Annotated in this window: 26 protein-coding genes and 4 tRNA genes; 9 read left to right on the top strand and 21 right to left on the bottom strand. The window is 40.5% G+C overall.

All coding sequences use genetic code 11. From position 1 onward, the window contains the following. The first annotated feature begins 67 nt into the window (after positions 1 to 67). From QMA12_RS16915 to QMA12_RS16895, 5 genes are all read left to right on the top strand, one after another. Positions 68 to 143, top strand: a tRNA-Glu gene (locus QMA12_RS16915). Positions 144 to 224: 81 nt separating this feature from the next. After that, positions 225 to 300 (top strand) — tRNA-Glu (locus QMA12_RS16910). Positions 301 to 381: 81 nt separating this feature from the next. Then, positions 382 to 457 (top strand) — tRNA-Glu (locus QMA12_RS16905). A 169-nt stretch (positions 458 to 626) separates the two neighbouring features. Continuing rightward, positions 627 to 702, top strand: a tRNA-Glu gene (locus tag QMA12_RS16900). A 202-nt stretch (positions 703 to 904) separates the two neighbouring features. After that, complete coding sequence (locus tag QMA12_RS16895; protein WP_290210758.1) at positions 905 to 2,542, top strand: tetratricopeptide repeat-containing response regulator; 1,638 nt, start codon at positions 905 to 907, stop codon at positions 2,540 to 2,542. Positions 2,543 to 2,715: 173 nt separating this feature from the next. Here the strand turns inward: QMA12_RS16895 and msrB are convergent, their stop codons facing one another. The 8 genes from msrB to QMA12_RS16855 all read right to left on the bottom strand — a co-directional run bounded on the left by msrB (position 2,716) and on the right by QMA12_RS16855 (position 11,552). Further along, positions 2,716 to 3,156 carry a peptide-methionine (R)-S-oxide reductase MsrB gene (gene msrB, locus QMA12_RS16890; protein WP_290210757.1) on the bottom strand — a complete coding sequence of 147 codons (441 nt, stop codon included), beginning with the start codon at positions 3,154 to 3,156 and terminating at the stop codon, positions 2,716 to 2,718. 28 nt (positions 3,157 to 3,184) lie between these two features. Beyond that, positions 3,185 to 3,625 (bottom strand): hypothetical protein, encoded by a 441-nt coding sequence (locus tag QMA12_RS16885; protein WP_290210756.1) that lies wholly within the window; start codon positions 3,623 to 3,625, stop codon positions 3,185 to 3,187. A gap of 17 nt (positions 3,626 to 3,642) precedes the next feature. Continuing rightward, positions 3,643 to 4,140, bottom strand: coding sequence for a DUF2919 domain-containing protein (locus tag QMA12_RS16880; RefSeq protein ID WP_290210763.1), 498 nt, complete (start codon positions 4,138 to 4,140; stop codon positions 3,643 to 3,645). Further along, entirely contained in the window at positions 4,137 to 4,481 is a 345-nt protein-coding gene (locus tag QMA12_RS16875; protein WP_290210755.1) for a DUF3392 family protein, read from the bottom strand. The genes QMA12_RS16880 and QMA12_RS16875 overlap by 4 nt, the downstream gene beginning before the upstream one ends. Beyond that, positions 4,474 to 6,495 carry an NAD-dependent DNA ligase LigA gene (gene ligA / locus QMA12_RS16870; protein WP_290210754.1) on the bottom strand — a complete coding sequence of 674 codons (2,022 nt, stop codon included), beginning with the start codon at positions 6,493 to 6,495 and terminating at the stop codon, positions 4,474 to 4,476. The genes QMA12_RS16875 and ligA overlap by 8 nt, the downstream gene beginning before the upstream one ends. Positions 6,496 to 6,587: 92 nt before the next feature. Further along, positions 6,588 to 7,319 (bottom strand): cell division protein ZipA, encoded by a 732-nt coding sequence (zipA, locus tag QMA12_RS16865; protein ID WP_087534260.1) that lies wholly within the window; start codon positions 7,317 to 7,319, stop codon positions 6,588 to 6,590. 38 nt (positions 7,320 to 7,357) lie between these two features. Beyond that, positions 7,358 to 10,753, bottom strand: coding sequence for an AAA family ATPase (locus QMA12_RS16860; protein WP_290210753.1), 3,396 nt, complete (start codon positions 10,751 to 10,753; stop codon positions 7,358 to 7,360). Positions 10,754 to 10,820: 67 nt separating this feature from the next. Then, positions 10,821 to 11,552 (bottom strand): RNA methyltransferase, encoded by a 732-nt coding sequence (locus QMA12_RS16855; protein ID WP_290210752.1) that lies wholly within the window; start codon positions 11,550 to 11,552, stop codon positions 10,821 to 10,823. Positions 11,553 to 11,727: 175 nt separating this feature from the next. Here QMA12_RS16855 and QMA12_RS16850 point away from each other — a divergent pair, with 175 nt between their 5' ends. Genes QMA12_RS16850 through QMA12_RS16840 form a run of 3 tightly spaced genes read left to right on the top strand, consistent with a single transcriptional unit; the run spans position 11,728 to position 14,152 of the window. Beyond that, positions 11,728 to 12,825: a YjgN family protein gene (locus tag QMA12_RS16850; protein WP_290210751.1), complete on the top strand. Its 1,098-nt coding sequence runs from the start codon at positions 11,728 to 11,730 to the stop codon at positions 12,823 to 12,825. Next, positions 12,825 to 13,862: a M48 family metallopeptidase gene (locus QMA12_RS16845; protein WP_290210750.1), complete on the top strand. Its 1,038-nt coding sequence runs from the start codon at positions 12,825 to 12,827 to the stop codon at positions 13,860 to 13,862. Before QMA12_RS16850 ends, QMA12_RS16845 begins: the two co-directional genes overlap by 1 nt. Next, entirely contained in the window at positions 13,859 to 14,152 is a 294-nt protein-coding gene (locus tag QMA12_RS16840; protein ID WP_290210748.1) for a hypothetical protein, read from the top strand. Before QMA12_RS16845 ends, QMA12_RS16840 begins: the two co-directional genes overlap by 4 nt. A 45-nt stretch (positions 14,153 to 14,197) precedes the next feature. Here the strand turns inward: QMA12_RS16840 and speB are convergent, their stop codons facing one another. From speB to QMA12_RS16820, 4 genes are all read right to left on the bottom strand, one after another. Continuing rightward, a complete protein-coding gene (speB, locus tag QMA12_RS16835) occupies positions 14,198 to 15,121 on the bottom strand; it encodes an agmatinase (protein WP_290210747.1) in 924 nt (307 codons plus the stop codon). Position 15,122: 1 nt separating this feature from the next. Further along, positions 15,123 to 17,036: a biosynthetic arginine decarboxylase gene (gene speA / locus QMA12_RS16830; protein ID WP_290210746.1), complete on the bottom strand. Its 1,914-nt coding sequence runs from the start codon at positions 17,034 to 17,036 to the stop codon at positions 15,123 to 15,125. A 197-nt stretch (positions 17,037 to 17,233) separates the two neighbouring features. Continuing rightward, complete coding sequence (locus QMA12_RS16825; RefSeq protein ID WP_290210745.1) at positions 17,234 to 17,695, bottom strand: GNAT family N-acetyltransferase; 462 nt, start codon at positions 17,693 to 17,695, stop codon at positions 17,234 to 17,236. A 148-nt stretch (positions 17,696 to 17,843) separates the two neighbouring features. After that, the gene (locus tag QMA12_RS16820; protein WP_290210744.1) at positions 17,844 to 18,464 is read right to left on the bottom strand and encodes a sulfotransferase; all 621 of its coding nucleotides are present in this window, start codon (positions 18,462 to 18,464) and stop codon (positions 17,844 to 17,846) included. 260 nt (positions 18,465 to 18,724) lie between these two features. Between QMA12_RS16820 and cysZ the strand changes: the two genes are divergently transcribed. After that, positions 18,725 to 19,450 carry a sulfate transporter CysZ gene (gene cysZ, locus QMA12_RS16815; protein ID WP_290210743.1) on the top strand — a complete coding sequence of 242 codons (726 nt, stop codon included), beginning with the start codon at positions 18,725 to 18,727 and terminating at the stop codon, positions 19,448 to 19,450. A 40-nt stretch (positions 19,451 to 19,490) separates the two neighbouring features. Here cysZ and QMA12_RS16810 read toward each other — a convergent pair whose 3' ends face one another. The 9 genes from QMA12_RS16810 to QMA12_RS16770 all read right to left on the bottom strand — a co-directional run bounded on the left by QMA12_RS16810 (position 19,491) and on the right by QMA12_RS16770 (position 26,513). Further along, positions 19,491 to 19,844 (bottom strand): YkgJ family cysteine cluster protein, encoded by a 354-nt coding sequence (locus QMA12_RS16810; RefSeq protein ID WP_087534250.1) that lies wholly within the window; start codon positions 19,842 to 19,844, stop codon positions 19,491 to 19,493. A gap of 47 nt (positions 19,845 to 19,891) precedes the next feature. After that, positions 19,892 to 20,977, bottom strand: a complete 1,086-nt coding sequence (gene rlmM / locus QMA12_RS16805; RefSeq protein ID WP_290210742.1) for a 23S rRNA (cytidine(2498)-2'-O)-methyltransferase RlmM — start codon at positions 20,975 to 20,977, stop codon at positions 19,892 to 19,894. A gap of 38 nt (positions 20,978 to 21,015) precedes the next feature. After that, positions 21,016 to 21,384: a DUF423 domain-containing protein gene (locus tag QMA12_RS16800; protein WP_290210741.1), complete on the bottom strand. Its 369-nt coding sequence runs from the start codon at positions 21,382 to 21,384 to the stop codon at positions 21,016 to 21,018. A 20-nt stretch (positions 21,385 to 21,404) separates the two neighbouring features. After that, positions 21,405 to 22,031 (bottom strand): alpha/beta family hydrolase, encoded by a 627-nt coding sequence (locus QMA12_RS16795; protein ID WP_290210739.1) that lies wholly within the window; start codon positions 22,029 to 22,031, stop codon positions 21,405 to 21,407. A gap of 1 nt (position 22,032) precedes the next feature. Then, positions 22,033 to 22,929, bottom strand: a complete 897-nt coding sequence (locus QMA12_RS16790; protein WP_290210738.1) for a transcriptional regulator GcvA — start codon at positions 22,927 to 22,929, stop codon at positions 22,033 to 22,035. 121 nt (positions 22,930 to 23,050) lie between these two features. Continuing rightward, on the bottom strand, positions 23,051 to 23,905 hold the full coding sequence (gene kdsA / locus QMA12_RS16785; protein WP_290210737.1) for a 3-deoxy-8-phosphooctulonate synthase: 855 nt from the start codon (positions 23,903 to 23,905) through the stop codon (positions 23,051 to 23,053). A gap of 9 nt (positions 23,906 to 23,914) precedes the next feature. Further along, the gene (locus QMA12_RS16780) at positions 23,915 to 25,168 is read right to left on the bottom strand and encodes a DUF819 family protein (RefSeq protein ID WP_087534245.1); all 1,254 of its coding nucleotides are present in this window, start codon (positions 25,166 to 25,168) and stop codon (positions 23,915 to 23,917) included. Between the two features lie 17 nt (positions 25,169 to 25,185). Beyond that, positions 25,186 to 26,013 (bottom strand): tetratricopeptide repeat protein, encoded by an 828-nt coding sequence (locus QMA12_RS16775; protein WP_087534244.1) that lies wholly within the window; start codon positions 26,011 to 26,013, stop codon positions 25,186 to 25,188. A 125-nt stretch (positions 26,014 to 26,138) separates the two neighbouring features. Then, positions 26,139 to 26,513: a SirB2 family protein gene (locus QMA12_RS16770; RefSeq protein WP_290210736.1), complete on the bottom strand. Its 375-nt coding sequence runs from the start codon at positions 26,511 to 26,513 to the stop codon at positions 26,139 to 26,141. Positions 26,514 to 26,521: the final 8 nt, after the last annotated feature.

Here is a 26,521-nt window from a genome sequence, read left to right as displayed (position 1 = left end):
TGTGTTATGAAAACTACTCGCCTGAAACGAGTCTAACTATTCAGTTGTCCTAGTGACACATTTCTGTGTCCCCATCGTCTAGAGGCCTAGGACACCGCCCTTTCACGGCGGTAACAGGGGTTCGAATCCCCTTGGGGACGCCACTTATTATAAGTGTTGTGTTATGAAAACTACTCGCCTGAAACGAGTCTAACTATTCAGTTGTCCTAGTGACACATTTCTGTGTCCCCATCGTCTAGAGGCCTAGGACACCGCCCTTTCACGGCGGTAACAGGGGTTCGAATCCCCTTGGGGACGCCACTTATTATAAGTGTTGTGTTATGAAAACTACTCGCCTGAATCGAGTTTAACTATTCAGTTGTCCTAGTGACACATTTCTGTGTCCCCATCGTCTAGAGGCCTAGGACACCGCCCTTTCACGGCGGTAACAGGGGTTCGAATCCCCTTGGGGACGCCACTTATTTCAAGTGTTGTGTTATGAATACACTCGTCTGAATCGAGTTTAACTATTCAGTTGTCCTAGTGACACAGAAAATGTTTCTGAGAAGATAATACCATTCGCCTAGCAAGCTCGGTCTCATCTTGCACAGAAATAGCAAATCAGTTATTTGCAAACCAATTTCTGCGTCCCCATCGTCTAGAGGCCTAGGACACCGCCCTTTCACGGCGGTAACAGGGGTTCGAATCCCCTTGGGGACGCCACTTATTTTTATAGGTGAAAAGTCATATAAACAATAAAACCCTTTACACCCTTCAAAATCTTTCTTCACATAATATATTTTTTTAAAATCAAGTATGTATAAAAAATAAAAAACTCACTAATAACGAATAAATTTTAAATTCACTTGTAAGCTACTAGACTGTTGATTATAGTCACCAATACATTCACGTGGTTTTAAGCTTAATGCCAGCAAAGATTTTTTCTAACGCAAAAATACTCATAGTTGAAGAGCAACCTCTTGCTCAAAGCTATATGAAGCAATCGCTCGAAAAGCTTGGCTTTCGGCAATTACGCTTTGCTGATCATGCGAATTCAGCAAAAGAGCAATGTTTAACCGAGCAATTTGATTTGATCGTTTGTTCATTTAATTTGAGTAAACATCAGGATGGCTACCAATTATACGAAGAGCTAAGAGTTAAAAAGTTAATTAAAAACTCCACTGGCTTTATTTTTATCTCTGCAGAAACCACAGGCTCTTTAGTACATAGCGTCCTTGAGCTGCAGCCTGATGACTTCCTTGTAAAACCATTCACTATTTACGAACTTAAAATACGAATTGAAAAAATCTTATTACGTAAAACTAACTTGCAAAAGGTTTATGATTTAATTGATGATGGGAATGATTCAAAAGCACTCAAGTTTATAAATACCGCGCTTGAACATAAGACCAGTGCTTATAGCGCTATTTTATTACGTTTAAAAGGTGATGTATTACTGCGGTTAAAACGCAGTGAAGAGGCTAAGAACTTTTTTAAGTCAGTTCTTGATATACAAAAATTTGCATGGGCAAAAGTTGGTTTAGTCGAAGCGCTTATCGCGAATAATGAGCATATATTAGCGCAACGTATGCTAAAAGCAATGCTTATTCGTCAAGAGACTCGACTAGTTGCACTTGATTTACTTGGCTCTTTGGAAATAAAACTAAACCAGTTTGAAATCGCTCAAGAGTTCCTCAGCGAAGCGGCCGAAATAGCGCCAAGAAACCTTAATCGTCAGAAAGCCTTAAGCCATGTTGCACAGCTCAATCATGATTACGAAAAAAATTATGCAACCCAAAAAGATATCGCTCAATTTGCCAAACATTCAATTCATGATCACCCTGATGTTTACTTGAATGCGGCCCGCGCTGGTATCGACTTTGCCCTAACGACAGATCAAAGTGATCAAATACAACGCATTACACGCCAAACTAATAAATATTTAAATGATCTGAAAGGGCAGTTTCCCAATAGCCAGAACCAAGCTCAAATCGATGTGCTTAATGCACGCTTACACTACCTAAAGGATGAGCATAAAAAAGCAAAAATGCTTATTGAGCAACTTGATGACGATACTCATATACGATCAATAGATGGCTCACTTGATAAAGCAAAGGCCTTTCACGAATTAGGCTTTCAAAATAAAGCACAAACACTGTTTAATAAAATAATCAGTCATTGTGAAACCCACCCGAATGTGAGTGATCCAGTCTATCTTCGTTATATTCAACAGCAACAAAGTGAACGCCGAGATATAAAAATGGGCCCTAAAGAACTCAATAATCATGCTGTTACTCAGTTTAACCGAGGCCACCTAAATACTGCTCTAGAGGCATTCAGCCAAGCCTTTAGAATAATGCCTCGCAACGCAAGCATTGCACTAAACTTATTACAATGTTTATTCGATAGCACAAAGAACAATAGCCAAAGTCTTAATTTGATAATGGCTAAAAAGTGCTATGCTTTACTTGTAAAAACAAATCTAGACTCTGAGCAACAACAAAGATTTGATAAAATCACACAGCAAGCCAATACTATGGGCTTAGTATTAACGAATAATTAGTTACTACTCAATACAGGGAAATCTATTGAAATCCCTGATATCACCTATACCAAGTCTCAAAGTAACACTAATCACATTACAGAAAGTTGCAAAATGTCAGCCGGATCTAATTATTATGGATATGAAAATTCCGGTTATGGCTGGCTTAGAAGTAACTAAACAGTAACGGTTTGTTATAATTTTTTTAGTGCTAACGCGTTTACGCAATAGCGCAAACCGCTGGGCATTGGGCCATCAGGAAAAACATGACCTAAGTGAGCATCGCAGACGTTACAAACAGCTTCTATGCGTTGCATTCCATGACTGATATCACTGTTGTAGGCAATTGCATTTATTTGCGCGGGCTGAGTAAATGATGGCCAACCTGTGCCACTATCAAACTTTTCTCCGCCTTCAAATAACACATTATCACAACACACACAGGCATATTCACCCGGTTCGAACAAGGTGCAGCTATTTGAACTGTGTGGCCGCTCAGTGCCCTTATTACGAGTTACATAATAAGCTTCATCTGTTAATTGCGCGCGCCACTGCTCATCGTTTTTTATTACCTTGCTACTTGGCTCTGGATTACCATTGCTTGCAAAGCCTAAAATATCATTCCACGTCAACATAACTACCTCTTAAGAAAAAATGAACTTGCTAGTCAATTATCATCGATTGTTTTTCTCGATCAGTGAGTAAAGAATTAAAATAAGCAACTAAGTGCGCTTTACTACTTGGCAGGCTTGTTGAGAATACACACTCCTGATTAGCAAAAATAGACACCGAGTCTTCATAACACTTAATATGGTCGATGCTATCAATTGCAAGCCAGTGTGGGCCAGTAGTACGGTCAAAAAATCCAGTAAGAGAAAAAAGCATTAACTGATGTTGATTCCTCTGTATCAATTTATCTAAGCCATTACGCTCTCTAAACACAGGGGTAAGACGATAACAACACGAACTAAATACAAAGACCCATAGCGCAAGCAATAACACAAACCATGGCTGCTCCAATAGTGGACTGAAAATGCAAAGCAAAAATAATACACAACCAATAGCAGCAACTATCAAGGCAAGTTGTCTATTAATTTTGTACATGCACAGCTCCTAAATATTTACTTTGATTGAGCTTTATTTTCAGGCTCAGGCCAATCATTAAAAAATACAGTTAAATATCGGCTTTTAGCCAAATATAATAGCACCCATAACACGACCACCATTTGCAATGCTAAAAACATCGAAAATTGATAATAGCTATGCGCAGCTTGGATAATCAACCAAGTTAAATCAAGCACCGTACAGACAAGTAAAGGCCAGCGCATAAAACGCCACAGTTTGGCTAGCCGTACTGCACTTTGAGCATTTTTTTGCGGCCTGCGTAAACAAAAAATCACCGCGGGGATAATAGCAACAGCGCCAATAGCCAGAGCACTAAAAAAATCCTGTTTTGAGCGAAAAACTAACGACATAATGTCTAGCTCAGGCCGACGGCTTAACGCGGCAATAATCCAAATAAAATACGCCCGTAGTAGCACTAACAAGCTTAAATGAAATGCAATAGGAGTACGATATGTGCCGTATTTATCCCAGTATTCTGGACCATAGCGCATTATAACTGATTCTTATTATCTGCAATCACACCCAGAATGGTAAAAGCAGCTATCACCATAATGCCTAACCACTGCGTTCCAAATAGTATGAGTAATTGGCTCAGCAAAGGAGTGACAAAGACTACAAGTAGACCAAAACCAAAGCCAGTCACTAACACAAATACAGCAACCCTTACAAAAAAGTGACGGCGGGCAACAAAACGTTTAGTGACTTTGATAATGTCATTTGCATACAAAGAGACAAGGCACACGACTAAGAGCAAGGCTATATTATACAAGTAAGGCCTTAGCCACTGACCAAAGCTCATGGCAAGGCTTGAGAGCATAACTAAAACACTATCCATTATGCTTTACCAACAGTGCAATTAAATCATCCTCGGTAAGAATATCTATGCCTAAGTCTTGTGCTTTAGTCAGTTTCGAGCCGGCCTTTTCACCAGCAATAAGCGCATCGGTTTTTGCAGAGACACTACCAGATACTTTAGCACCTAATGCTTGTAGTCGTGCTTTAGCATCATTGCGATTAAGTTCATTAAGAGTTCCAGTCAACACATAGGTTAGCCCGACGAGTGGTTGAGACTCTTCACTTGGGGGGGTTAACTCAGGCCAATGTACACCTTGTTCAATAAGCGCATTAACCACATCGGTATTGTGAGGTTCAGCAAAAAAGCTGTTCACGTGTTTTGCCACTATTTCGCCTACATCACTCACTTCAACCAAAGCTTCAATGCTTGCTTGAGATACTTTTTCGAGAGTTAAAAAGTGCGTTGCTAAATTTTGCGCAGTGGCTTCACCTACTTCACGAATACCTAATGAATATAAAAATTTGGCTAATGTAGTTTGTTTAGCATCTAGCAGCGCATTCACTAAATTTTTAGCTGATTTGGGTCCCATTCGTTCAAGTGTCTCAAAGTGCCCTTGTTTTAGAATAAATAAATCCGCAGGTGTTTTAACAAGCTCTCGGTCCACCAGCTGGTCAACAATCTTATCGCCAAGCCCATCAACATCAAGGGCTTTACGCGAGGCAAAGTGCTTTATTGCTTGTTTACGTTGTGCTTGACAGACCAAGCCACCAGTACAACGAGCAACGGCCTCACCTTCAATTTTTTCAATGTGAGAGTCACATATTGGACAAGTCATTGGAAACACGATGTCTTTCGCATCATCAGGGCGACGCTCAAGTACAACTTGGGTAATTTGTGGGATCACGTCACCAGCACGGCGTATAATCACAGTATCACCGACTTTGACGCCTAATCGGGCAATTTCATCTCCATTATGCAAGGTAGCATTTGAGACTGTAACACCACCAACAAAAACAGGCTCTAACCTGGCAACTGGCGTAATTGCCCCTGTGCGCCCAACCTGAAATTCAACATCGAGTAACTGGGTGATCTCTTCTTGAGCTGGGAACTTATAGGCGATTGCCCAACGCGGTGCACGTGCAACAAAGCCTAAACGCTCTTGCATAGCTTTGTTGTTTAGTTTAATAACTACGCCATCAATTTCATATTTTAAGCTGCTTCTACGCTCTAAGATATCTTGATAGTAATCCAGTGCTGCTTTTTCACCTTCCACCAGCTTGGTCTCAGGACATAAGGGTAGTCCCCAATCAGTCAGCTTAGCCAGTTGTTGATAATGATCACTTGGTAACTCACCCTCTGTCACCACACCAATGCTATAGGCATAAAACATCAGCGGTCGTTTTGCCGTTATTTTTGAATCGAGTTGGCGTAGACTACCTGCGGCGGCATTACGTGGATTAACAAATACTTTTTCGCCTCTTTTTTCTGCCTCAGCATTTAGCTTGTCAAAACCTGCGCTATCCATAAATACTTCACCACGGATCTCGATTTCTCGCGGGTAATCATCACCGCGTAATTTCAGCGGCACGTTACGAATTGTTTTCACATTTTGGGTAATGTTTTCTCCCGTTTGCCCATCTCCTCGGGTTGCTGCCTGCACAAGCATACCATCACGGTATAAAATAGAAACCGCCAAGCCATCAAGCTTTGGCTCGCAACAAAAAGTAAGCTCACTATTGTCCATTAAGCGCTCTTTTACACGGCGATTAAAGGCGGCAAACTCAGCTTCACTAAAGGCATTATCAAGCGATAGCATAGGCACCTGGTGGGCGACTTGCTCAAATTTAGCAAGCGCAGTCCCACCGACTTTCTGCGTTGGAGAGTCGGCAGTTAAATATTCTGGGTTAGCCGTTTCTAATGCACTTAATTCACGTAATAGGCGATCGTATTCAGCATCTGGAATAGATGGGTTATCGAGCACATAATAATTGTAATTATGATCTTCTAATTGCTGACGAAGCGCGCTAATTTGCGTTAAAACTGGAGTAGACATACAGGCCTCTAAAACATAAAAAAGCCACTTAAACGAGTTATCGCCTAGTGGCTTAAAAAATTCTTAATTAATTAACTTTATTTGGTTACTGCTCACGCGCAGAAGCTTCTCACTTTTTCTACATACTCACGTACACTATCAACGGTCATTTCTTCACGTTGTGAGTCTAAAATGGTAGCACCGAACTCATCTGCAAGCTTTTTCGCAGCACTATGAAGCATGTTAAACGCAGCTAAGCCATCACCATCACATGGTAAGGTCATAAAGAGGCTGATCCCAGCGGTACTAAATTGTTCCATATTATCAATATCAAACGTACCTGGGTTGTACATATTAACTAAGCGAAATAGTACAGGACCAAGGCCTGCAGGGTCTAAATGGCGATTAAAGAAGCCTTCCTCTGAATATTTAAAACCAAGCGTATTAACCGCTGGTAATAATTTACTGCCTTCCATCACCATGCCTTCAGGCATTTGAATGTGCACAATAATAAAGTCAGCTGCGGGAGCCGCAGATTCACTTTCTGCTTTGGGCTCTTCAAGCTCTTCTGGCGTTTGCTCAACGCTCTGCTGTGGCTCATGCTGTTCATCTGCTGCAGAGAAACTAAGATCACCAAACTGGGGCTCATCACGTTCAGCTGAACGCTCTTGAATAGGCTCTGCCGCTGTTTGTTGTACAGGGGCTTGTTCAGTAGGTTCAACTCGCTCATCAGCGGTTGTCGCAGGCTCATCTTTTTTACGAACTGACCATAGGCCATGTATTAATAATCCACCAATGACAATTACACTGATAATGATTAAAACCCATCTTAATTGCTCGGCCATCCCCTCACCTTTTATTATTTGATTTGCCAAAAATTGTATTATGCATGTGCCATTTGCACCGCTTGTTCAATATCAACTGCCACCATGCGTGATACGCCTGGCTCAGCCATTGTAACACCAGTCAATCGCCCTGCCATTTCCATGGCAATTTTATTATGACTAATGTAGATAAATTGCACCGATTGTGACATTTCTTCCACTAAACGGCAAAACCTGCCAACATTCGCATCATCAAGTGGTGCATCTACTTCATCCAGCATACAGAAAGGAGCTGGATTGAGCCTGAATATTGAAAACACTAATGATAATGCGGTCAGCGCTTTTTCTCCACCACTTAAAAGGTGAATTGTTGAATTTTTCTTACCTGGTGGTCGTGCCATTATACTAACACCACTTTCGAGTAAATCATCACTGGTTAATTCAAGATATGCGCTACCGCCACCAAATACTTTAGGGAATAACTCACCAAAATCTTGATTTACTTGATCAAACGTTGCTTTAAAACGCGTTTTAGTCTCTCTATCTATCTTATTGATTGCACCTTCTAAACTCGATAGCGCATTGGTTAAATCATCTAATTGTTGTTCTAAATACTCGCTGCGCTGCTTAGCTTGTTCATATTCATCGATTGCCGCTAAATTTACCGCACCTAAACCCGTTACCTCCTGCACAACTCGGTTTAGTTGCGCTTGCCCCCCCGATAAACTAGCTGACTCAGGTAATTGCTCTAATACAGTTTTTAAATTCTGCTCAAGTTCAGTTAATGGCTCTAATGCGGCTTGTGCCTTTACAAGCAAACTTTGCTCTTCGAGTGCCAGCGTTTGCAGTGTCTCCTGCAACATTGTTAATTCACTTTGCGACGACTTCAGTACTGTTTGTTTATCTAATAGTGCCGCTTTAGCATCTGCTAACTGCTCATTGAGTTTACTTAATTCTTCTTCGCCTTGCTGGTGCTGTTCAAGCAATAATAAAATTTGTTCAGCGCTTTGTTCAAGCGGGATCATTAACTCTTCAATTTGGCAGCTGAGCTCTGATACAGCTTCACTGGCACTCTCATACGCAGTAAGTGCATGCTGAAGTTTAGTTTCACTTAATTGAGATTCACTACGAGCTTTTTGTTCAGCAAGATGCGCTTGATGAGCTTGAGTTTTATACTGCTCAAATACCGCATTGTGCTGCGTGTATTCGTTATCGCATGCTTGTTGATGTTGTTGTGCATGTGTAAGTTGCGCTGCTAACTGCTGCTTTTGCTGCGCTAAACCATCAATAAGCTGTTGTTGATGCGCAATAGCTTGCATTACGGATTGTTGTTCAGTAGTTAGTTGCTGGCGTTTTTCAGTTAGCTTTTGTTGTTGAGTGCGCCACTGTGTTAATTGCTCTTTAAGCATATCGCGCCGGGTACTCGCTGACGCTATTTTTTGTGCAAGTTGATGCACCTCTTCTTTTAGATTATCACCTTGAGTTAATAACTCGCGGTGCTTAACTTCATTCTCTGTGACGTCAGCATGCTTTGCTTGTCGTTGCTCCTGCAATGAGGTTGCCCACTCTTTTGCATCTTTTAGCTGCTTATGTTTGAGTAGTAATGAACTTTCTTCATCAGCTTGATTGTTTAGCTGCCAATTACGTCCATAGATTGTGCCATCCCTATCGATAGCCGCAAGCCAAAACTCATCACTAAATAAAGCCTGATCAAAATTATCTTGAACAGCAATTCGCTCTAATAAATCAGGGTAGACGCCATGCTCAATTAGCGCGGCAACAGAGTCAGTTTTGGCTTTATACGTACTAGGCCAAACACTGTTGTTAACCCTATCCGAGCTTACAGTTAAATGCGTTAATCCTAAAAGCGCCTGCTCTACAATTTGTTCATAACCAGACTGCACACTAAGTTGGGCTAATAAATTAGCGTTACTTTGACTTGTTTGATCTGCCAGCATACTGGTTAAACCGGCAATTTGGGCTTTATTTTCATTAACCTCTTGTGTCACATTTTGCAGTACTGCTTGGCTTGTTGTTAATCTTTCATGCGCGTTTTGTGTCGCCAGCTTAACGGTGTTTAACGCACTTTGCTTTGCCGCTAACTCTTTGGTTAGAGACTGCATTAACGCTTGCTGCTGCTCTAATTGTTGGGCAATTGCGTTGTCTGCTAGATCTTTTCCCTGTTGCTCAATATCAGCAATTTGTGTATCGAGGTATTGTAAACTTTGCTGCTGCTGTGTTTGTGTATTGCACTGTTTATTATGGTTATTTTCTAACGTTTGAAACTGTTCTTTCAGTGTTTGGTACTGTTCATTAGCGTGTTGCTTTTGCTGTTGTGATTGTTCAACTTGCTGTGCAATCTGCTCTACTTGCTCATCACAAATAAGTGTGTGTTCAATTGCATGCTGTAGTGCTTGTGCGAGCTCATCGGTATGCCCTTGCTGCTGTAATTGCAGTTCTTGGTTTTGCAGTTGCAGGCTTTGTTGTTTAATTAAATTTTGGCTCAGGGTTTGATGTTGTTGTTTTAAGCTAATTTGCTGTTGTTCAATTCGGGTTAGCTGAGTATGCGTATTATGTTGTGCATGTTGCGCATCACTGAGATGTTGCTGCTGTTGTTCTACTTTAACTTCTAAGCTCGCCAGTACATCATCATGGCCTGAGTTCGCTTGCTTAAAAAAATCAATTTGTTCATTTAATTTAGCGATCTGTTGATTTTTATCAACTTGTTGCTGATGCAGTTTTTGCCATTTTAAAACCGCAATTTGTCCCTTAAGTGCACGCTCTTGGCTCTTTAGCTCGCGATACTTTTTCGCATTAACTGATTGCACAGCCAATTTATCAACTTGTGTTTGCAACTCTTGGCGAACATCAAGTAAACGTTCTAAATTCTCTCGCGTGCTCTTGATCCGAGTTTGCGTTTCTCGACGACGCTCTTTGTACTTTGAAACACCTGCGGCTTCTTCAAGAAATATTCGTAAATCAGCAGGTTTACTCTCAATTAAGCGTGAGATCATCCCCTGCTCAATAATTGCGTAGCTACGTGGGCCAAGCCCAGTGCCTAAAAATATGTCGGTAATATCACGTTTTCGACACTTACTGCCATTTAAAAAATACAATGATTGGCCATCACGCGTTACTAAACGCTTTATAGCAACTTGGTTACGATCGGCAAAAGTATTAGGGAGCTGGCCTTGAGTATTATCAAAAATCAGTTCGACAGAGGCTTGGGAGACAGGTTTACGATTGGTTGAGCCATTAAAAATAACATCAGTCATGGCATCGCCACGCAAATTTTTAGCCGAGCTTTCACCTAATACCCAACGCACCGCATCAATGACATTTGATTTGCCACAGCCGTTAGGGCCAACGACACAAGTCATTTGATCAGGGAACGGAATTTTAGTGGGCTCTACAAAGGATTTAAAGCCCGCTAATTTTATGGTGCTCAAACGCATCTATTTGGTTTACCGATTGTTATTATTATTTACTAAGTACTAATCTAACCTATTTTGAGACAAAAGGTTAAGCTTGGCGTTTAAAGTTATCTAAAATAATACCTGTAGCCATAGCAACATTTAATGATTCCGCAGCACCAAATGCCGGAATCGTAATTTTATTGCTTACTAACGCTGCGCATTCACTGCGAATGCCGTGTGACTCACTACCCATAAGTAACACTCCAGATTGCGATAATTTAGTCTTGTGTAGGTTCTCACCTTCTAAAAATGCACCATAAATAGGCAAGTTAAGCGTTTTTAAATAAGCGGGTAATTCAACTTGGCTTACTGCTACTCGTACAAATGAGCCCATGGTGGCACTGATTGTTTTTGGATTGTATGGGTCTGCACTATCAATACTTGTCACTATGTGCTTTATACCATACCAATCGGCAACACGAATAATGGTGCCTAAATTTCCGGGATCTGAAACTCCATCGAGGGCTAAAATTAACCCTTCTGTGTTGGGTAGTTCTACTGTTGGCATTGCTACAACTGCAATTGCCGCATTGTTGGAAACTAAAGTACTGGCTTTTGTTAAGCTCTCTTCATCAGCCTCAATCATGGTGATTTTATTAAACTGAGACTGATACTGACTAATAAATGCAGGTGTGGCAAATACATCTACAACCGCTAAATCACTTGCTAATAACTCAAGTACATTTTTCTCACCCTGTACAAGGTATTGATTATACTGCTTTCGGTACTTTTTTTGACCTAATGCACGAATTAACTTGAGTTGGTTTTTTGAAATCATAACAGCCTCATAAAATGACGCCGTGAGTATAGCAGATCTAACCAATAATTCTAAAATTGATACCTCATACTTTTTTATAAAAAGCAAAGATAATCAGTAAGTACAACTAATTATGATTGATTAAATAGGATTTATTTAGTAAGTTTTTGGACCTATCTTAAGGAAAGGAATAAAAATGGAACCCAGCACTGATTTTAATGAATCAACAACCAACGGATCTAAACAAAGTATTTTTCAAGGGCGAGTACAGTTTGGCGGCCAAGCCGGTGAGTTTTTTGGTATTTGGTCGGTAAATATTTTACTCAGTATTCTAACTCTCGGTATTTATTCTGCTTGGGCTAAAGTACGTACTTATCGTTATTTTTATAGCAATACGAAAATAGACGGCCACAGCTTTGATTACTTAGCAACGCCCATACAAATTTTAAAAGGTCGTATTTTAGCAATCGTTGTATTTATTATTTACAGCCTAGTAGTACAATTTTTACCTGTTATTGGTCTGTTATTCGCCCTTGGCTTTTTATTTTCAATGCCATGGATCATCAATCAAGGACTGCGCTTTAATATGCGTATGACCCGTCATCGTAATGTGCGCTTTGCGTTTGCAGGAAATTACGGTGATGCATTAGTTAATTTTGTTTTATTACCCATAGCAAGTGTATTCACTTTTTACCTATTACTTCCTTATGCACTTAAACGTATTGACCAATATTTACATGAAAACATCAGTTACGGTAATAAACCAATTAATGTAAACCTTGAAGGTGCCACCTATTATATGGCGGCATTAATCACCATTGGTGTTGCGATTGGCGGCTTAGTTATATTTGGCATTATTGCAGGTTCAGTCGGTGCGGCTATGAGTTTAACCAGCTTCGACGTTGATAACCTTAATATCTCTACATTAATTTTCCCACTGTTAATTGCGGCACTTTATGTGGCTTTCCTAACAATTTTACGCGGCGTATATGTGACGATAATTCGTAACCATATTTTTAATAGCAGTGAATTTGAAGACGTTGCTAGCTTTAAATCTGACTTAAAACCAGCTGATTACGCACTAGTTTTGTTTACCAATGCACTGGCTATTATTTTTACCTTAGGGCTAGCTTACCCTTGGGCAAAAATACGCAGAGCACGATTACTTGCTGCGGCCACTGAAGTAACGATTTACGCAGGTGCACTTGATATTATTGATACCGCAGAAGAGCAACAATCATCGTTTGCTGAAGAAGCGGCAAATGTGTTTGATATTGATATTTCACTTACTTGATGAGTAAACATCATATTAAAGGCTGCTATTACTACCCTAATAGCAGCCAACACCAACACTGCTTTGCAACAATCAATGAGAGCCATATACAGCTTGTTGATACACAGCAAAATACGCTTTTATCTGTACTTATTACTGAGTGTCAATTAGACAGCCCGCTTACCGGTGTGGCTTCAGACTTAAACTTTGCTGGCGGTGGCCGCTTTGTTCCAGAGGATATTAACCATCGCTGGGAATTTACGCATAAAAAAACGGGTATGAGTGAACGCCTCGAAAAATCTAAGCCACTCATACTTGCCTCAATCATTTTAATACCTTTATTACTATGGTTTATTTTATATCGCGGCATCCCTGCTATCGCTGTGTATAGTGTCAGTTTAGCCTCACCTGCTACTGTAGAGGCAATGGGCGAGCAAACCCTCAACGTGATTGAAAAAGTAGCATTAGCACCCACTCAAATACCTGATGAAGCTCAAAATGATATACAACTGACATGGCAGCAAATGCTCGATAATCTGCATTTAAATAGTGATCGGTATAGACTCTCTTTTTACCAATCAGATTATTTCGCTGCCAATGCCTTCGCGTTACCCCATGGCCGCGTGATTGTTACCGATGAATTAGTCATTTTACTCAAAGATAAACCGGATGCATTGCGGGCAATTTTACTTCATGAAATCGGCCATGTTGAGTACCAACATGGTATTCGCTTAGCGGCACAAGCGACTGCCAGTACCATAGTGTTAGCGGTTATTTTTGGTGACTTAGAAGGGATCACTGAAGTGGTGCTTGGTTCTAGTTCTTCTTTTTTGCAACAAGCGTTTTCCCGGGATATGGAGCGAGAAGCCGATAAATACGCTATCGAAAAACTAATTGCTTTAGGTTATTCTAATGATGATTTTGCCAATGCCATACAGGCACTGCAAAACAAATTAGATGAGCAAGCGCAGCTTGATGAGTCGTGGCTTAAATACTTATCTACACATCCGAGTTCTCAAGAACGCATTGATTTTGCGAGGCAGTACACACCACAATGACACCTGAGTTAACATTAATCACCTTGGTTATTACCGTAATCGCACTAGGTTATGGGCTTATTTACCCGCGCTTTGCTGGCAATGACTTTGTAAAAGTATCAAGCCAAGACTTATTCGCGACAACTATTACATTAGTCGTTGCGGGGAGTCTTTATTATGATTCTGGCGTTGAGTTTAGTTGGTTAATCTTTAAGGTTAATTGGTTTTGGTTCACGTTTTTAACCTATGTCCTCATCGAAGTTCCTGTGTGTTTAGCGTATGCAAAAAAACATAATATGAAGTTCAAGTAAATTATGTAAAAAGCGCCTACATGGCGCTTTTATTAAAGTGCTCAATCAGTACTTATGTTTTAACGTCCATAAATGCAGTAATTCATTAGCAATGGTCGCAGCTGCAATTGCAGTGAGCTCACTTTGATCATACGACGGCGACACTTCTACAACATCCATTCCTACCATATTTATGCCCTTGAGTGCGCGTATAATTTTCAGCACTTTGTCGCTGGTCAAGCCGCCACACACTGGCGTCCCAGTTCCGGGCGCGAATGCAGGGTCTAAACAATCAATATCAAAAGTAATATACACAGGTAACTCCCCCACCCGCGCTAAAATTTGCTCAGCAATCACTTGCGCCGATAAATCATTTGCTGCCATCGCATCAATGACTGCAAATTCATGTTTACTTTGATCAAAGTCAGTACGAATACCGATTTGAATGCTGTGCTCTACATCTATCAGCCCCTCCATAGGCGCATGATAAAACATAGTGCCGTGATCATAACGCGAGCCATTACTGTAGGTGTCGGTATGCGCATCAAAATGCACTAAAGCCATTTTGCCAAAGCGTTTAGCGTGGGCACGCAGTAAAGGCAAAGTAACAAAATGATCCCCCCCTAGGCCGAGTAATGTTTTACCCTGACGTAAAATTTGCTCCGCGGCTAATTCAAGCTGCGCAGTAAAATACTCAGGGTCGCCAACTGGGTAAGTAAAGTCCCCAGCATCTGCTAATTTTAAACGTTCAAACAAAGGAAACGTCCAAGGGTACTTAGTTTCTTCCCACGCTAAGTGCACCGATGCACGACGAATTGCGTCAGGCCCCAGACGTGCCCCTGGGCGACCCGATGTCGCCAAATCAAACGGCAAGCCAAGCACCACCACATCTGCATTGATATCAGTAATATTTTGTACCATAGGCTGACGCAAAAACGTCATGCCGTTGGAATATAACGAATGATCAGTATGATCAAACAAGGTGGTCATATTAAAGCTCTTCTAAATATGTATAACCGTCTAAGCCCGCTTGCAATTCATCAAGCACACTTTGCTGCTCGTTTACTGGAAGTTTACTCACCACCAGCTGTGCATAAGAAGACTGAAAGCCTTCAACATCAAGATGAACATAGCGCATCATATCTGCCACTGTGTCACCTTGGTTAATCTCTACAATACGGGCGTCGCCATGTTCATCCATAGTGATCATGGCACTGTGAGTATCACCAAATAAATTATGCATATCACCTAAGATTTCTTGATATGCGCCCACCAAAAAAAAGCCCATTAAATACGGTTTTTCAGCACAAAATTCCGGAACGGGTAGTGTACTTTCAATACCTTGACCATCCACATAATGCTCAAGCGCACCGTCTGAATCGCAAGTGATATCCAATAATACGGCTCGTTTTTTTGGTGCCTCTGTTAAACCACTTAATGGTAATACCGGAAACACCTGATCAATCCCCCACGCATCAGGTAATGACTGAAACAGTGAGAAGTTAACAAAAAACTTGTCCGCTAACCGCGCATTAAGTTCATCAATAATGGGCCGATGAAAACGGTTTTTATTATCCATGTGTTTATTAAGCTCGTAACACACTCTTAAGTTAATTTGTTCAGCCCACGCGCGTTGAGTTAAATCTAATAAGCCCATTGCAAATTGGTTATGCGCTTCAGCTAAATCACTTTGGCTATCGTGATAAATTTCAATTAATGCACGGTCATCAGTAAGTACATGTAATTGCTGCCACGACTGCCACATATTTTTCAATAATAACGGTGCATCGGCTGTTGGTGCTTGAATATCCTCGGGTACATAGCTTTCAGTGCCAATGACATTCGAAATAAGCACCGCATGGTGCGCCGTTAGTGCACGGCCAGACTCTGATATAATCGTCGGAAATGGTTGCTCATACTGCTTACAAATATCGCCAATGGTATACACGATATTATTAGCATACTCACCTAAGCTGTAATTCATCGAGTTATGTGATTGACTACGCGTGCCGTCGTAATCAACAGCTAAACCGCCACCTACATCTAAACATTCGATTTGTGCACCGAGTTTACGTAATTCACAGTAGAATCGTGCCGCTTCACTTACGCCAAGACGAACATCGCGAATGTTAGCCATTTGCGACCCTAAATGAAAATGCACTAACTGCACTAAATCAAGCTGATCAGTTTCTTTTAAGCGGTTCACAACATGTAAGACTTGTGAAGCCGATAAACCAAATTTTGACTTTTCACCACCGCTCGCTTGCCATTTTCCCTTGCCTTGCGACGCTAAACGTACACGAATACCAATACGCGGTTTTACGTTAAGCTCTTTTGCTTGGCTAAGTACCATATCCAGCTCTGATAGTTTCTCAAGTACGATATACACTTTGTGGCCTAACTTTTCGCCAATCAGTGCTAAACGCACATATTCTTTATCTTTATAGCCATTACAGACAATCACTGCACTGGTTTTTTCAGCTAATGCTAAAACAGTCAATAGCTCAGGCTTACTCCCCGCTTCAAGACCTAGTTGTTTCTTTTCAAGATAAGCTTGGCTTGCCACTATTTCTTCAACTACTTCTCGTTGTTGGTTTACTTTTATTGGATAAACTAATAAATAATCTTTAGGGTAACCATAGCTTTCGATTGCGGTATTAAATGCAGCACATAAACTGTGTACACGGTGATGCAAGATTTGTGGAAAGCGCACCAAAGCAGGTAAACTAACACCTTTATCTTCAAGTTGTTTGGCGATATCAATTAATGCTATGGTTTGCTCTGGGGCATCAGCCTTTGGCGCAACATACACATCACCTTGATCATTTATACCAAAAAAACCTTGGCTCCAATGACGAACATTGTAACTCGTGCGAGCTTGTTCTAGTGATGTTGTCTCTTTCATTTATCTTTCTCTCTTATTTAATGATGCCAAGAACAAACTCGGCGAATTGCGCGCATTAAAAGAAAAAAGGAAGATTAAGTCCAACAAGTATTTTTACTCGTAACGAGTGATATTTAACATCTTGGATTCACTGGGAGGATTAGGAGAGTGTTTGGTGCTTAATAAAGTATAAGCACCATAATAAAACCATAAAAACTTTACTGATTTAGGCCAAGTTCCATAAATAAACTTTGAGGATTTTCACTGTAATTGCCAAATGGTCCGCAAGATTTAAACCCTAAGTTTTCGTATAAATTAATCGATTTTGTTTGTTTTGGGCCTGTTTCCAAACGGATCAAAGGAATTTGCTCTTCCCCTGCATGGTGCAACAGAATTTGCATAATACGACGAGACAACCCTTTACCACGGTAGCTTGGTTTAACATATAAACGGCGAATTTCACCGTAAGGCGGGTTATCAAATTGTTTAACGATAGCGCCACACGCAACAATGCCATCCTCGTTTTTCAAGCCTATCGCATATACGTTATCTTGATTTAATTGTTCAACACTAAGTGATTGCGCTGTGGCCACTGGGTACAAGGAGCAAATAAGTCGGTCGATATCAGCAAAAACATTAATCACATCCTGGTCATTGGGGTTTAAATCGACTAACTGCATAGAACATCTCAATTTTTATTAAAATTTTGTTGTCAAACTATACCGAATTGTAACAAATGAACAACCTTGTTCGGCCTGTTTTTTATCACTTTAAACTTATTACTTTGATATACAATGCAAATAGTGCCGTGATAAAGAGGTGTACTGTTCAGGCATAATCAAAAAACTTTCTATGTTCAACGCCAGCTAAGTTCGCATTTACTTTATTCGGGTGCTTATATTCGCGCCAATTAGCCACATTACGGCCAACATTCAATTTCGAAAAGTTAGCCTCCCCGTGTATGGGTAAACCTAAAAATTGTTTTAATGTTAAAAGGCTTCCTGGCTCGCTAACATCAATTGTTAAAAAGTCATCGCGGTCTTTAAAATATTCGAATACCTCTTGCTGATGCCCAAAAAAGTGACGAGTCAGCGTTGTTGTACACAACGGATGAATAGCAGGAAAGGTCAGATGAAAGCTTCGCTTAAGGACTGGGCTAAAGTGCCCATTAATTAGTTCAAGATGGGGGGCCATTTTTTCAAGCAACATGGTGATTGACGGTAGCCACTTTTCTACATCACGGCTCAAATAGACAAATTTTGAGCCGGGGAATAACTTATCTAAATGCATATAATCACTAAAACAAGGAGCATCTGATATTGCATCTGCCACTTCAAACGCTTTTTTAGTAAAAGCAGTATGAGCCACTTTTAAACCCAATTCTAATAAAGCGACACTCACACTGGTTGTGCCAGTTCTCGGTAAGCCAATAATAAAAATTTTCGACATGCTCTGTGCTCAAAGTGAAGGCATATTAGTATATCGGGATCATCGAGTTAAACCTACTAAACACTAAAATAAAAGTGTTTAGTAGGTTTAAGCCGTTATAAGGATTTTAGTATTTTTTAAATTATACACCATTAAAAATTACTACTATTTATACAGCTGCTTCTTTAAAGAAAAAACACTTTGTTACTTAAAAGTGCTGTTCAAAAAATCTGAGCAATTTATACTTCGCTTAATGAGAAAAATAATTTGAGGTATTTTTTGTGCAGTTTACCCAAGGTATGGAATACTTTTTTTCGGGCTTTAAGTTAATCACCCAAAAAGGTTTAAAGCGCTTTGTGCTTATTCCTCTGTTAATCAATATAGTGCTGTTCGGTAGCTCACTATTTTTTTTATACGGCTGGCTAACTGATGGTTTTACTTATTTAACCAATATGCTACCTAGCTGGTTAAGCTGGCTTGAGTGGTTAATGTGGCCTATTGCTATATTAGTCATTCTATTTAGTTACAGTATGTTATTTACTGTTATTACTAACTTTATCGCCGCGCCCTTTAATGGCTTACTCAGTGAAAAAGTTGAGTTGCATTTAACTGGACAAAAAATTAATGATGATGGTTTAGCTGATATTGTTAAAGATGTTCCACGAATGCTTGGTCGTGAGTGGACGAAGCTTTGCTATTATTTACCAAGGGCTATCGGCTTTTTTATCTTGCTATGGGTGTTGCCTGTAATAGGCCAAGTCTTGTGGGTAATGTTTACATGTTGGATGTATGCCGTGCAATACAAGGATTATCCATTTGATAACCATAAGATTAGTTTTAACGAAATGAAAAGTGATTTAAAACAAAAGCAAACTCTTTCATATGGATTCGGTTTAGCTGTTATGTTGCTTACCGCCATTCCTATCGTGAATTTGATTGTCATGCCGGTCGCTGTGTGCGGGGCAACACGTTTATGGGTAGACCAATACCGCCCTAAATACCGCTAATAGCTTGACCCACAGGGGGACGTTAAAGTCCCCTCAGTTTTTATACCAAAACTTGTCGCGTATTGGCAATAAAGTGGTGTACTTCACGTTCTATTTTTATGTCTACCGGTTTTTCTGGTTTACGATCATTTGGACACGGCATCCGAGGAGTAGTACCAAATAAGCGGCAAATCAATGGCCGCTCATCATAGACAGTGCAGCCTTTTGGGCCAAGATGTACACAATTAAATTCATTTAACGCCGCTTCATGCTCTGCATCTGTTTTTACTGGTAATCGAGACATTTCTTCAGATGAAGTTGTCACGGGGCCACAGCAATCATGACACCCTTCAACACATTCAAACTGTGGTATATTAGCGCGTAATCGTAAGATTACTTTTTGGTTTTTATACATCAATTTTTACCTTTATTTAGCCGGTATTCATGCCGCACTAAAATTAATTAGCTATATAGGCTTTGCGGTACTTTTGTCACGTTCAGGTGTACTGTGATCTCTTCTCTGTCATGATATAAATGCTTAGCTTGTAGCTCATAGCTAATACCATATTTTTCAAGCTCTTCTTTGATCATGGTTAAGCATTCATACACACTATCAAAACGCTTTTTCATAGGGAGTTTCAAGTTAAATATGAGCTCTTTAGCATACGCATTCACAGCCCAATCAATCATTAGACTGGTTACTTTAGTTGGCTTTTCTACCATATCGCATACCAGCCAAGTGATGTTTCTTTTTTCTGGTCGGTATTTAAAGCCATCAACACGAAAATGCTTAACTTGACCTGTTTCCATTAAATCTTCGTTCATTGGGCCATTGTCTATGGCGCTAACAAACATGCCACGGCGCACTAACTGATATGTCCAGCCACCGGGGCATGCACCAAGATCAACACTGCGCATGCCAGCTTGAACACGTGCTTCGACCTCATTGGGTGGAATAAACACATTAAACGCTTCATCGAGCTTTAACGTTGAGCGACTTGGGCCATCACTTGGCATCCGCAGTCGTAATATACCCATAAAAAATGGTGAATTATTATAGCTGTACGAATGACCCACATAAGCTGTGTTATTAGTTAAGAACATAACATGCATAACTGGACGGTTAGCTTTGGGTTCACGTAAAACAGTATTTTGTTTTTCCAGCGCTTTTTTAAGTGGTGTAGATATTTTTTTGCAGAACGTTAATAGCTCTTTGCCTTCGTTCGTATCTGGCGTCTCTACACGTAGCTCTGAACAAAGTGGAAAATCAGCTGCCGCTTTTACGATTTCACCCACTCGGTCTTCAACGGGCATATTTTCAAGTAAAGTGCCGGCAAACCACTGACGGGCAAAGACCATATTTTTAAAATCAACTTTTTTAATGATTTCGTCGCTGTGCTGCGCTTCAAAACATTCATAAATAACATAACCAGTATTAGGTTTTGCCTTAACATAGCCTGCAAAGCCTTGCTCTGCGGCATGAAATGTTATTTCTGCAGCGGCATCATTTTCAAACCCACTACGACAGTAAATCACTACACTTGACATAAAAACCCTTTAATTGCGCGTTCGCGCGATTCTCTCTATTAAAATTTAAACCGTGCTACTTGCACCAATAAAATAATCCAACCAATGATAAAGCAGACCCCGCCAAGTGGTGTAATTGGCCCTAACCACTTTTGGCCTGTAATTGCTAATAAATATAAACTACCGCTAAACAGCACAATACCAGCAATAATAAACCAACCAGCCCAGCTTATGTTAATACCCCATTTAATTAAAATAGCAATCGCAATCAGTGCAAGGCCATGGACCATTTGATACTCAGCAGCTGTTTTAAATACGCCGATAGCATATTCAGAAACCCGACTTTTTAAACCATGGGCGGCAAATGCGCCAAGTACCACTGATAGCATACAAAACAGGCTACCCGCCATTAAAAATAATTTAATCATCTACTTTACCTTTCATTCAACTAACAATACTGCTTAATAAATTTACTTGCGTGCTCTGCCGCTACTTGTAAATTTTGCTCAAGCGTCGTGCCACTTTTTTTTCGTGGTTTTAAAGAATGGTCGCCATCTGTTAACCAGACAAATTCAGGGCGTTTATCAAGCGTTAGTACATTTAACTCTTCACGACTGCCAAATGTATCTCGCTCACCTTGGAGTACCAAAAACGGGCATGATATTTGGCCGAAATGCTCAATACGTAACTTCTCGGGCTTACCCGGCGGATGAAATGGGTAACCAAACGCCAACACACCCTTGATCTTTTTATTTGTCTCACATACCAGCATTGAGGCCATTCTGCCCCCCATTGACTTACCACCTATAAATAATGGCAATGTTGGCTCTGTTTGTTCAATTACTTGGGCAAAATAAGCGAGTAATTTAGGAGCTCGCTCAGGCGGTCTGCGCTTATTCGTTTGCTTGGCGATTTGCATATATTCAAAATCAAAAAGCCCAACATTAATACCTTGCTCGGCTAGCAAATTTGCCATCTGTTGCATAAATTCAGAGTCACTGCCTGCGCCTGCACCATGAGCAAAAATAAACTGTGCGTGGGGAGCCTCTTTTGCTTTTATCCATTGTATTGCCATTTTAAAACTCTTGTTCTTGCTCTACTAAATCAAGCATCCACTCTTTAAAGGAGACTATTTTACCCAGCTCTGATTGTGATTCACGGTTAACCAAGTAATAGGCATTTTTACTTTCTAAACTATGGCTAAAGGGGATCACCAAACGTCCGGCATCTATATCTGGTTTTGCTAAAACACTGTTACCAATTGCAACGCCTTGGCCATGTACCGCAGCTTGGAGCACCATAGAAGAGTGGCTAAAAATAGGGCCTTGGTTCACCTGTACATTACGAACACCGGCGGTTTTCATCCAGGTCTTCCAGTTTTTTCTCGTAGTATCATGCAACAAAATGTGATTAGCTAAATCGCTTGGTTGATCAAGAGGTTTAGGCCCTGTTAGCAACATAGGGCTACACAAGGGTACCAGGTATTCGGTGTGCAACTTATGGGTTTGTACGCCGCTCCAATGACCGCGACCATAATATATAGCTACGTCAACATCATCAGAGAGCGAATTTTCGTCTTGATCTTGCGCCTTTATTCGTACATCAATCTCAGGGTGTAACTCATTAAATAAACTAAGCCTGGGTACTAACCACTGAATTGCAAAACTTGGCGTTAGGCTTACTGTTAGGGAACCTTTCGCACCTCGCGCTAGCAGTTTTTCTGTCGCATCGATTAATTGGGTAAAGATTTCTTTTATATCTAAAAAGTAACCCTGCCCTTCCTCGGTCAATAACAACGAGCGGTTTTTACGCAAAAACAGCTTTAAACCAAGGTGTTCTTCAAGTGTTTTAATTTGATGACTCACCGCAGCCTGAGTGACATAAAGTTCTTCAGCTGCTTTGGTGAAACTCAAATGACGAGCAGCTGCTTCAAATGCTTTTAGGGCATTCAATGGCGGGACGCGACGAGACATATTAACCACTCTTAGAATTAGTTTTTCTTATGAGTAGATTATATACGTCAACTTCCAAGCTGTATATTCGAGAGATAAAAAAAGCGACTTTATAAGCCGCTTTGTTTATCAAATTTTGTAATTATAAATCGCTGGCACTGGTATCCAGTGGTGCAAAGCTTTTAATTAAATCATCAACCGCTTTCATTTGGCTCAAATAACCTTCTAATTTACTCAATGCAAGGGCACAAGGTCCATCGCATTTTGCTTCATTAGGATTAGGGTGAGCTTCAATAAATAACCCAGCTAGTCCTAATGCCATGCCGCTGCGTGCAAGTTCAGCGGCTTGTGCTCGACGCCCATCAGCAGAATCTGCACGCCCACCAGGACGCTGTAAGGCATGAGTGGCATCAAAAATAACCGGTGCCATAGGCTTCATGTCATCCATGCCAAGCATATCAACAACTAGGTTGTTATATCCAAAGCTAGAGCCACGCTCACATAGTGCAACATTATTATTGCCAGCCTCATTGAATTTAGTAATGATATGGCGCATTTCATGGGGCGCTAAAAACTGTGGCTTTTTCACATTGATCACAGCACCTGTTTTTGCCATTGCAACAACAAGGTCTGTTTGACGCGCTAAAAAAGCAGGCAGCTGAATTACATCAACTACTTCAGCTACGGGTGCTGCTTGATGCGGCTCATGTACATCGGTAATTAAAGGTACGTTAAAGGTTTTTTTGATTTCCTCAAAAATCTTTAGTCCTTCTTCCATACCTGGGCCGCGGTATGAGTTGATTGACGAGCGGTTTGCTTTATCAAATGACGCCTTAAATACATACGGTATATTCAGTTTGCTGGTAACTTCTACATAGTGTTCAGCAATGCGCATGGCTAAATCACGCGACTCTAATACGTTCATACCACCGAACAACACAAACGGTTTGTCGTTTGCAAGTTCAATGTCGTTAATTTTAATTAAATGATTGTTCATCGTTAGTCCTTAAGGTGCAACTGCTTGCATCATTAATCCACAAATATAAGCCATATAAGTACCCACACCGTAACCCATTACCGCTAATAATACACCCACTGGCGCAAGTGACGGGTGAAAGGCCGATGCGACCACAGGTGCTGATGCGGCTCCGCCAACATTCGCTTGTGAGCCAACGGCCATATAAAACAAGGGGGCTTTAATAATTTTAGCTACAATCAGCATCAAGCTGGCATGAGTTAACATCCAAATTAAGCCGATAACAAAATACATAGGCGATTCAAGAATAGCTGTAATATTCATGTGTAAACCAATTGAGGCAACTAAAATATATAAAAAGCTCGACGCTACTTTAGATGCTCCAAATGATTCAATATGGCGTACTTTAGTAAAAGATAAACTAATACCTATGGTTGTTGAGATAACAATTAACCAGAAAAATTTACTATTTAAGCTGTACTCTTGTGCCCATGGGAAATTCGCACCAAAGAAAGGCCCTAAAAAGTCAGCACAAAAATGGGCTAGCCCCGTAATACCAAATGCAATGGCAATAATCGTCATATAATCGTTAAGTGTAGGCATACGTGCATGTTCTGCATGATACTTCTCTACACGATTTTTTAAGTCTTCAATTGCACTGGTATCAGCCCCTGTTTTAGCGTCAATCGCTTTATGGTTAGCAGCCATTAATAATAATACCGCCATCCATAAGTTTGCCACAATGACATCCACCGTGACCATCGCAGAGAATATGTCGCCGCCAACATCAAACATTTCTTTCATCGAGGCTTGATTTGCACCGCCACCGATCCAACTCCCTGCGATAGTCGTCATTCCACGCCAAACAGCATCAGGGCCGTGGCCACCTACCGCATCAGGATAAACCGCACTCATTACAAGTATGGCTAAAGGCCCACCAATAACAATACCCACCGTGCCGGTTAAAAACATGATAAGGGCTTTGGGGCCTAAATTTATGATTGCTTTTAAATCAATACTAATTGTCAGTAAAATTAAGCACGCTGGTAATAAGTAGCGCGAGGCAACGTAATACACGTTAGAAGAATGGCCATCAACAATACCAAATGTATTCAGTAGCGAGGGTAAAAAATAGCACAGCAATAATGCAGGGACATATTTGTAAAACTTTTTAAGTGCACTATTTTCACTATGTGATGTTTTAAAAATAAAGCCGAGAATTACAGCGAGTAAACCAAATACAACAGCATCATTGGTGATCAATGCAGTATGGGTGTCAGCCATGTTGATTCCTTAAAATTTTAGTGGTGAGTTTTATTATTATCTTCGAGTTCTTCAATCTGGTGTTGAATAATTTCAATGGCAGGATCATCTGGGCATTCATCTATGAAGAATTGCAGATCATCACGTGCCATTTTCGGGCAATCTAGTTGGTTGAGCAAGTAGCCACGATCGCGACGCTCATACGGATCGTCACCCAACATTTCCATCAGCATTTCTACACATGTTAAAGCATGACCAAATTTATTTTCGCTTATAAACGCCCATTTTTGCTGGGCTAAATAAAGCTTATAAACATCTTCATCAAAGATGAGTTCTAACGGCTCTTGCTCATCGCCATTTTCTTCACTGGCATTTTCAGGAATGATATACCAACTTTGCTGACCTGAACTAGGCTCTAATACGTAGCCTTCTTCATCGCTAATGGCAACATGAACGTTCACGTCGTTATTAGAAATACACACGCTAGCATCATAGTCCGCATGCTGTAATAAGTGACACAACAAAATACCCAAGGTCGTTGGTGAGCCGCTACGCATAGCCAATGTATAGGTAAAGCTATTTAAGGTGTATTCAGGTACTTTTAAGCTAGATACACTAAACATCCACTTGGTGTAAAACATATCAAGCAGGGTATCAAGTCGGTCATGAATATCGTCTTGTTGCTGGCACAGCTCAGTAATTTGGTTTTCAAATTCACTTAGGGTAGCAAAGCTTTGGCTTAGGTGGGCCTGTGGATCCCATTTAGCTTCTGCGCTTATACAACGATACAAAGCTGCGGGAACAAATGCATCATAATTTTCATCTTGATAGGTTTCGTTTTCATCTTCAAACCAAGGTGTGGTCATTAATACTGCAACATCTGTTATTAATACGAAGAGTTAGTTTACCTAGTTTTTAGCCCAGTTACCAACGCGTTTACAGCCCAAAGGTATGAAGATTTACCGATGAGCTGGTTTTACTGGATATTTTATTAAAGTAGCAACGCTGTTTTTGTCACAGCCAGCTTACCTATTAACGCGATCACACCGGTTGTAATAATCAAAAAGACTAATTTCGCTGCTATTGCTTTTTGCTTGCTGGCGATAACGCCAAAAGCGATATATGCGATCACGAGAATAATTTTCTCTAATAGCCACATTTGTTCCAGCGGGTTTATTTTCGCAATGGCCATTAAAACGATTGCTGAGATAAGCAAAAATGTGTCTGTTGCATGGCTACCAATAAATACCACTTTATTTTTAGCAATGGCACCACTGCCAATACGTGAGAACGATCGTACATAAAATAAAAGTATACTTAAAACGGCGATTGCCATATGTGTGTGTTTTACTGCTAAATAATCCATATTGCCCT

The sequence above is a fragment of the Pseudoalteromonas sp. APC 3893 genome, from assembly GCF_030408095.1.
Classification (GTDB): domain Bacteria; phylum Pseudomonadota; class Gammaproteobacteria; order Enterobacterales; family Alteromonadaceae; genus Pseudoalteromonas.
This window is presented reverse-complemented; position numbering and strand designations above follow the sequence as displayed.

Excerpts from the sequence above, each read along its gene's own strand:
- QMA12_RS16895 (WP_290210758.1), top strand. The coding sequence starts at position 905 with ATGCCAGCAAAGATTTTTTCTAACGCAAAAATACTCATAGTTGAAGAG.
- msrB (WP_290210757.1), bottom strand. The coding sequence starts at position 3,156 with ATGTTGACGTGGAATGATATTTTAGGCTTTGCAAGCAATGGTAATCCA.
- QMA12_RS16885 (WP_290210756.1), bottom strand. The coding sequence starts at position 3,625 with ATGTACAAAATTAATAGACAACTTGCCTTGATAGTTGCTGCTATTGGT.
- QMA12_RS16875 (WP_290210755.1), bottom strand. The coding sequence starts at position 4,481 with ATGGATAGTGTTTTAGTTATGCTCTCAAGCCTTGCCATGAGCTTTGGT.
- ligA (WP_290210754.1), bottom strand. The coding sequence starts at position 6,495 with ATGTCTACTCCAGTTTTAACGCAAATTAGCGCGCTTCGTCAGCAATTA.
- zipA (WP_087534260.1), bottom strand. The coding sequence starts at position 7,319 with ATGGCCGAGCAATTAAGATGGGTTTTAATCATTATCAGTGTAATTGTC.
- QMA12_RS16860 (WP_290210753.1), bottom strand. The coding sequence starts at position 10,753 with ATGCGTTTGAGCACCATAAAATTAGCGGGCTTTAAATCCTTTGTAGAG.
- QMA12_RS16855 (WP_290210752.1), bottom strand. The coding sequence starts at position 11,552 with ATGATTTCAAAAAACCAACTCAAGTTAATTCGTGCATTAGGTCAAAAA.
- QMA12_RS16850 (WP_290210751.1), top strand. The coding sequence starts at position 11,728 with ATGGAACCCAGCACTGATTTTAATGAATCAACAACCAACGGATCTAAA.
- QMA12_RS16845 (WP_290210750.1), top strand. The coding sequence starts at position 12,825 with ATGAGTAAACATCATATTAAAGGCTGCTATTACTACCCTAATAGCAGC.
- QMA12_RS16840 (WP_290210748.1), top strand. The coding sequence starts at position 13,859 with ATGACACCTGAGTTAACATTAATCACCTTGGTTATTACCGTAATCGCA.
- speB (WP_290210747.1), bottom strand. The coding sequence starts at position 15,121 with ATGACCACCTTGTTTGATCATACTGATCATTCGTTATATTCCAACGGC.
- speA (WP_290210746.1), bottom strand. The coding sequence starts at position 17,036 with ATGAAAGAGACAACATCACTAGAACAAGCTCGCACGAGTTACAATGTT.
- QMA12_RS16825 (WP_290210745.1), bottom strand. The coding sequence starts at position 17,695 with ATGCAGTTAGTCGATTTAAACCCCAATGACCAGGATGTGATTAATGTT.
- QMA12_RS16820 (WP_290210744.1), bottom strand. The coding sequence starts at position 18,464 with ATGTCGAAAATTTTTATTATTGGCTTACCGAGAACTGGCACAACCAGT.
- QMA12_RS16810 (WP_087534250.1), bottom strand. The coding sequence starts at position 19,844 with ATGTATAAAAACCAAAAAGTAATCTTACGATTACGCGCTAATATACCA.
- rlmM (WP_290210742.1), bottom strand. The coding sequence starts at position 20,977 with ATGTCAAGTGTAGTGATTTACTGTCGTAGTGGGTTTGAAAATGATGCC.
- QMA12_RS16800 (WP_290210741.1), bottom strand. The coding sequence starts at position 21,384 with ATGATTAAATTATTTTTAATGGCGGGTAGCCTGTTTTGTATGCTATCA.
- QMA12_RS16795 (WP_290210739.1), bottom strand. The coding sequence starts at position 22,031 with ATGGCAATACAATGGATAAAAGCAAAAGAGGCTCCCCACGCACAGTTT.
- QMA12_RS16790 (WP_290210738.1), bottom strand. The coding sequence starts at position 22,929 with ATGTCTCGTCGCGTCCCGCCATTGAATGCCCTAAAAGCATTTGAAGCA.
- kdsA (WP_290210737.1), bottom strand. The coding sequence starts at position 23,905 with ATGAACAATCATTTAATTAAAATTAACGACATTGAACTTGCAAACGAC.
- QMA12_RS16780 (WP_087534245.1), bottom strand. The coding sequence starts at position 25,168 with ATGGCTGACACCCATACTGCATTGATCACCAATGATGCTGTTGTATTT.
- QMA12_RS16775 (WP_087534244.1), bottom strand. The coding sequence starts at position 26,013 with ATGACCACACCTTGGTTTGAAGATGAAAACGAAACCTATCAAGATGAA.
- QMA12_RS16770 (WP_290210736.1), bottom strand. The coding sequence starts at position 26,513 with ATGGATTATTTAGCAGTAAAACACACACATATGGCAATCGCCGTTTTA.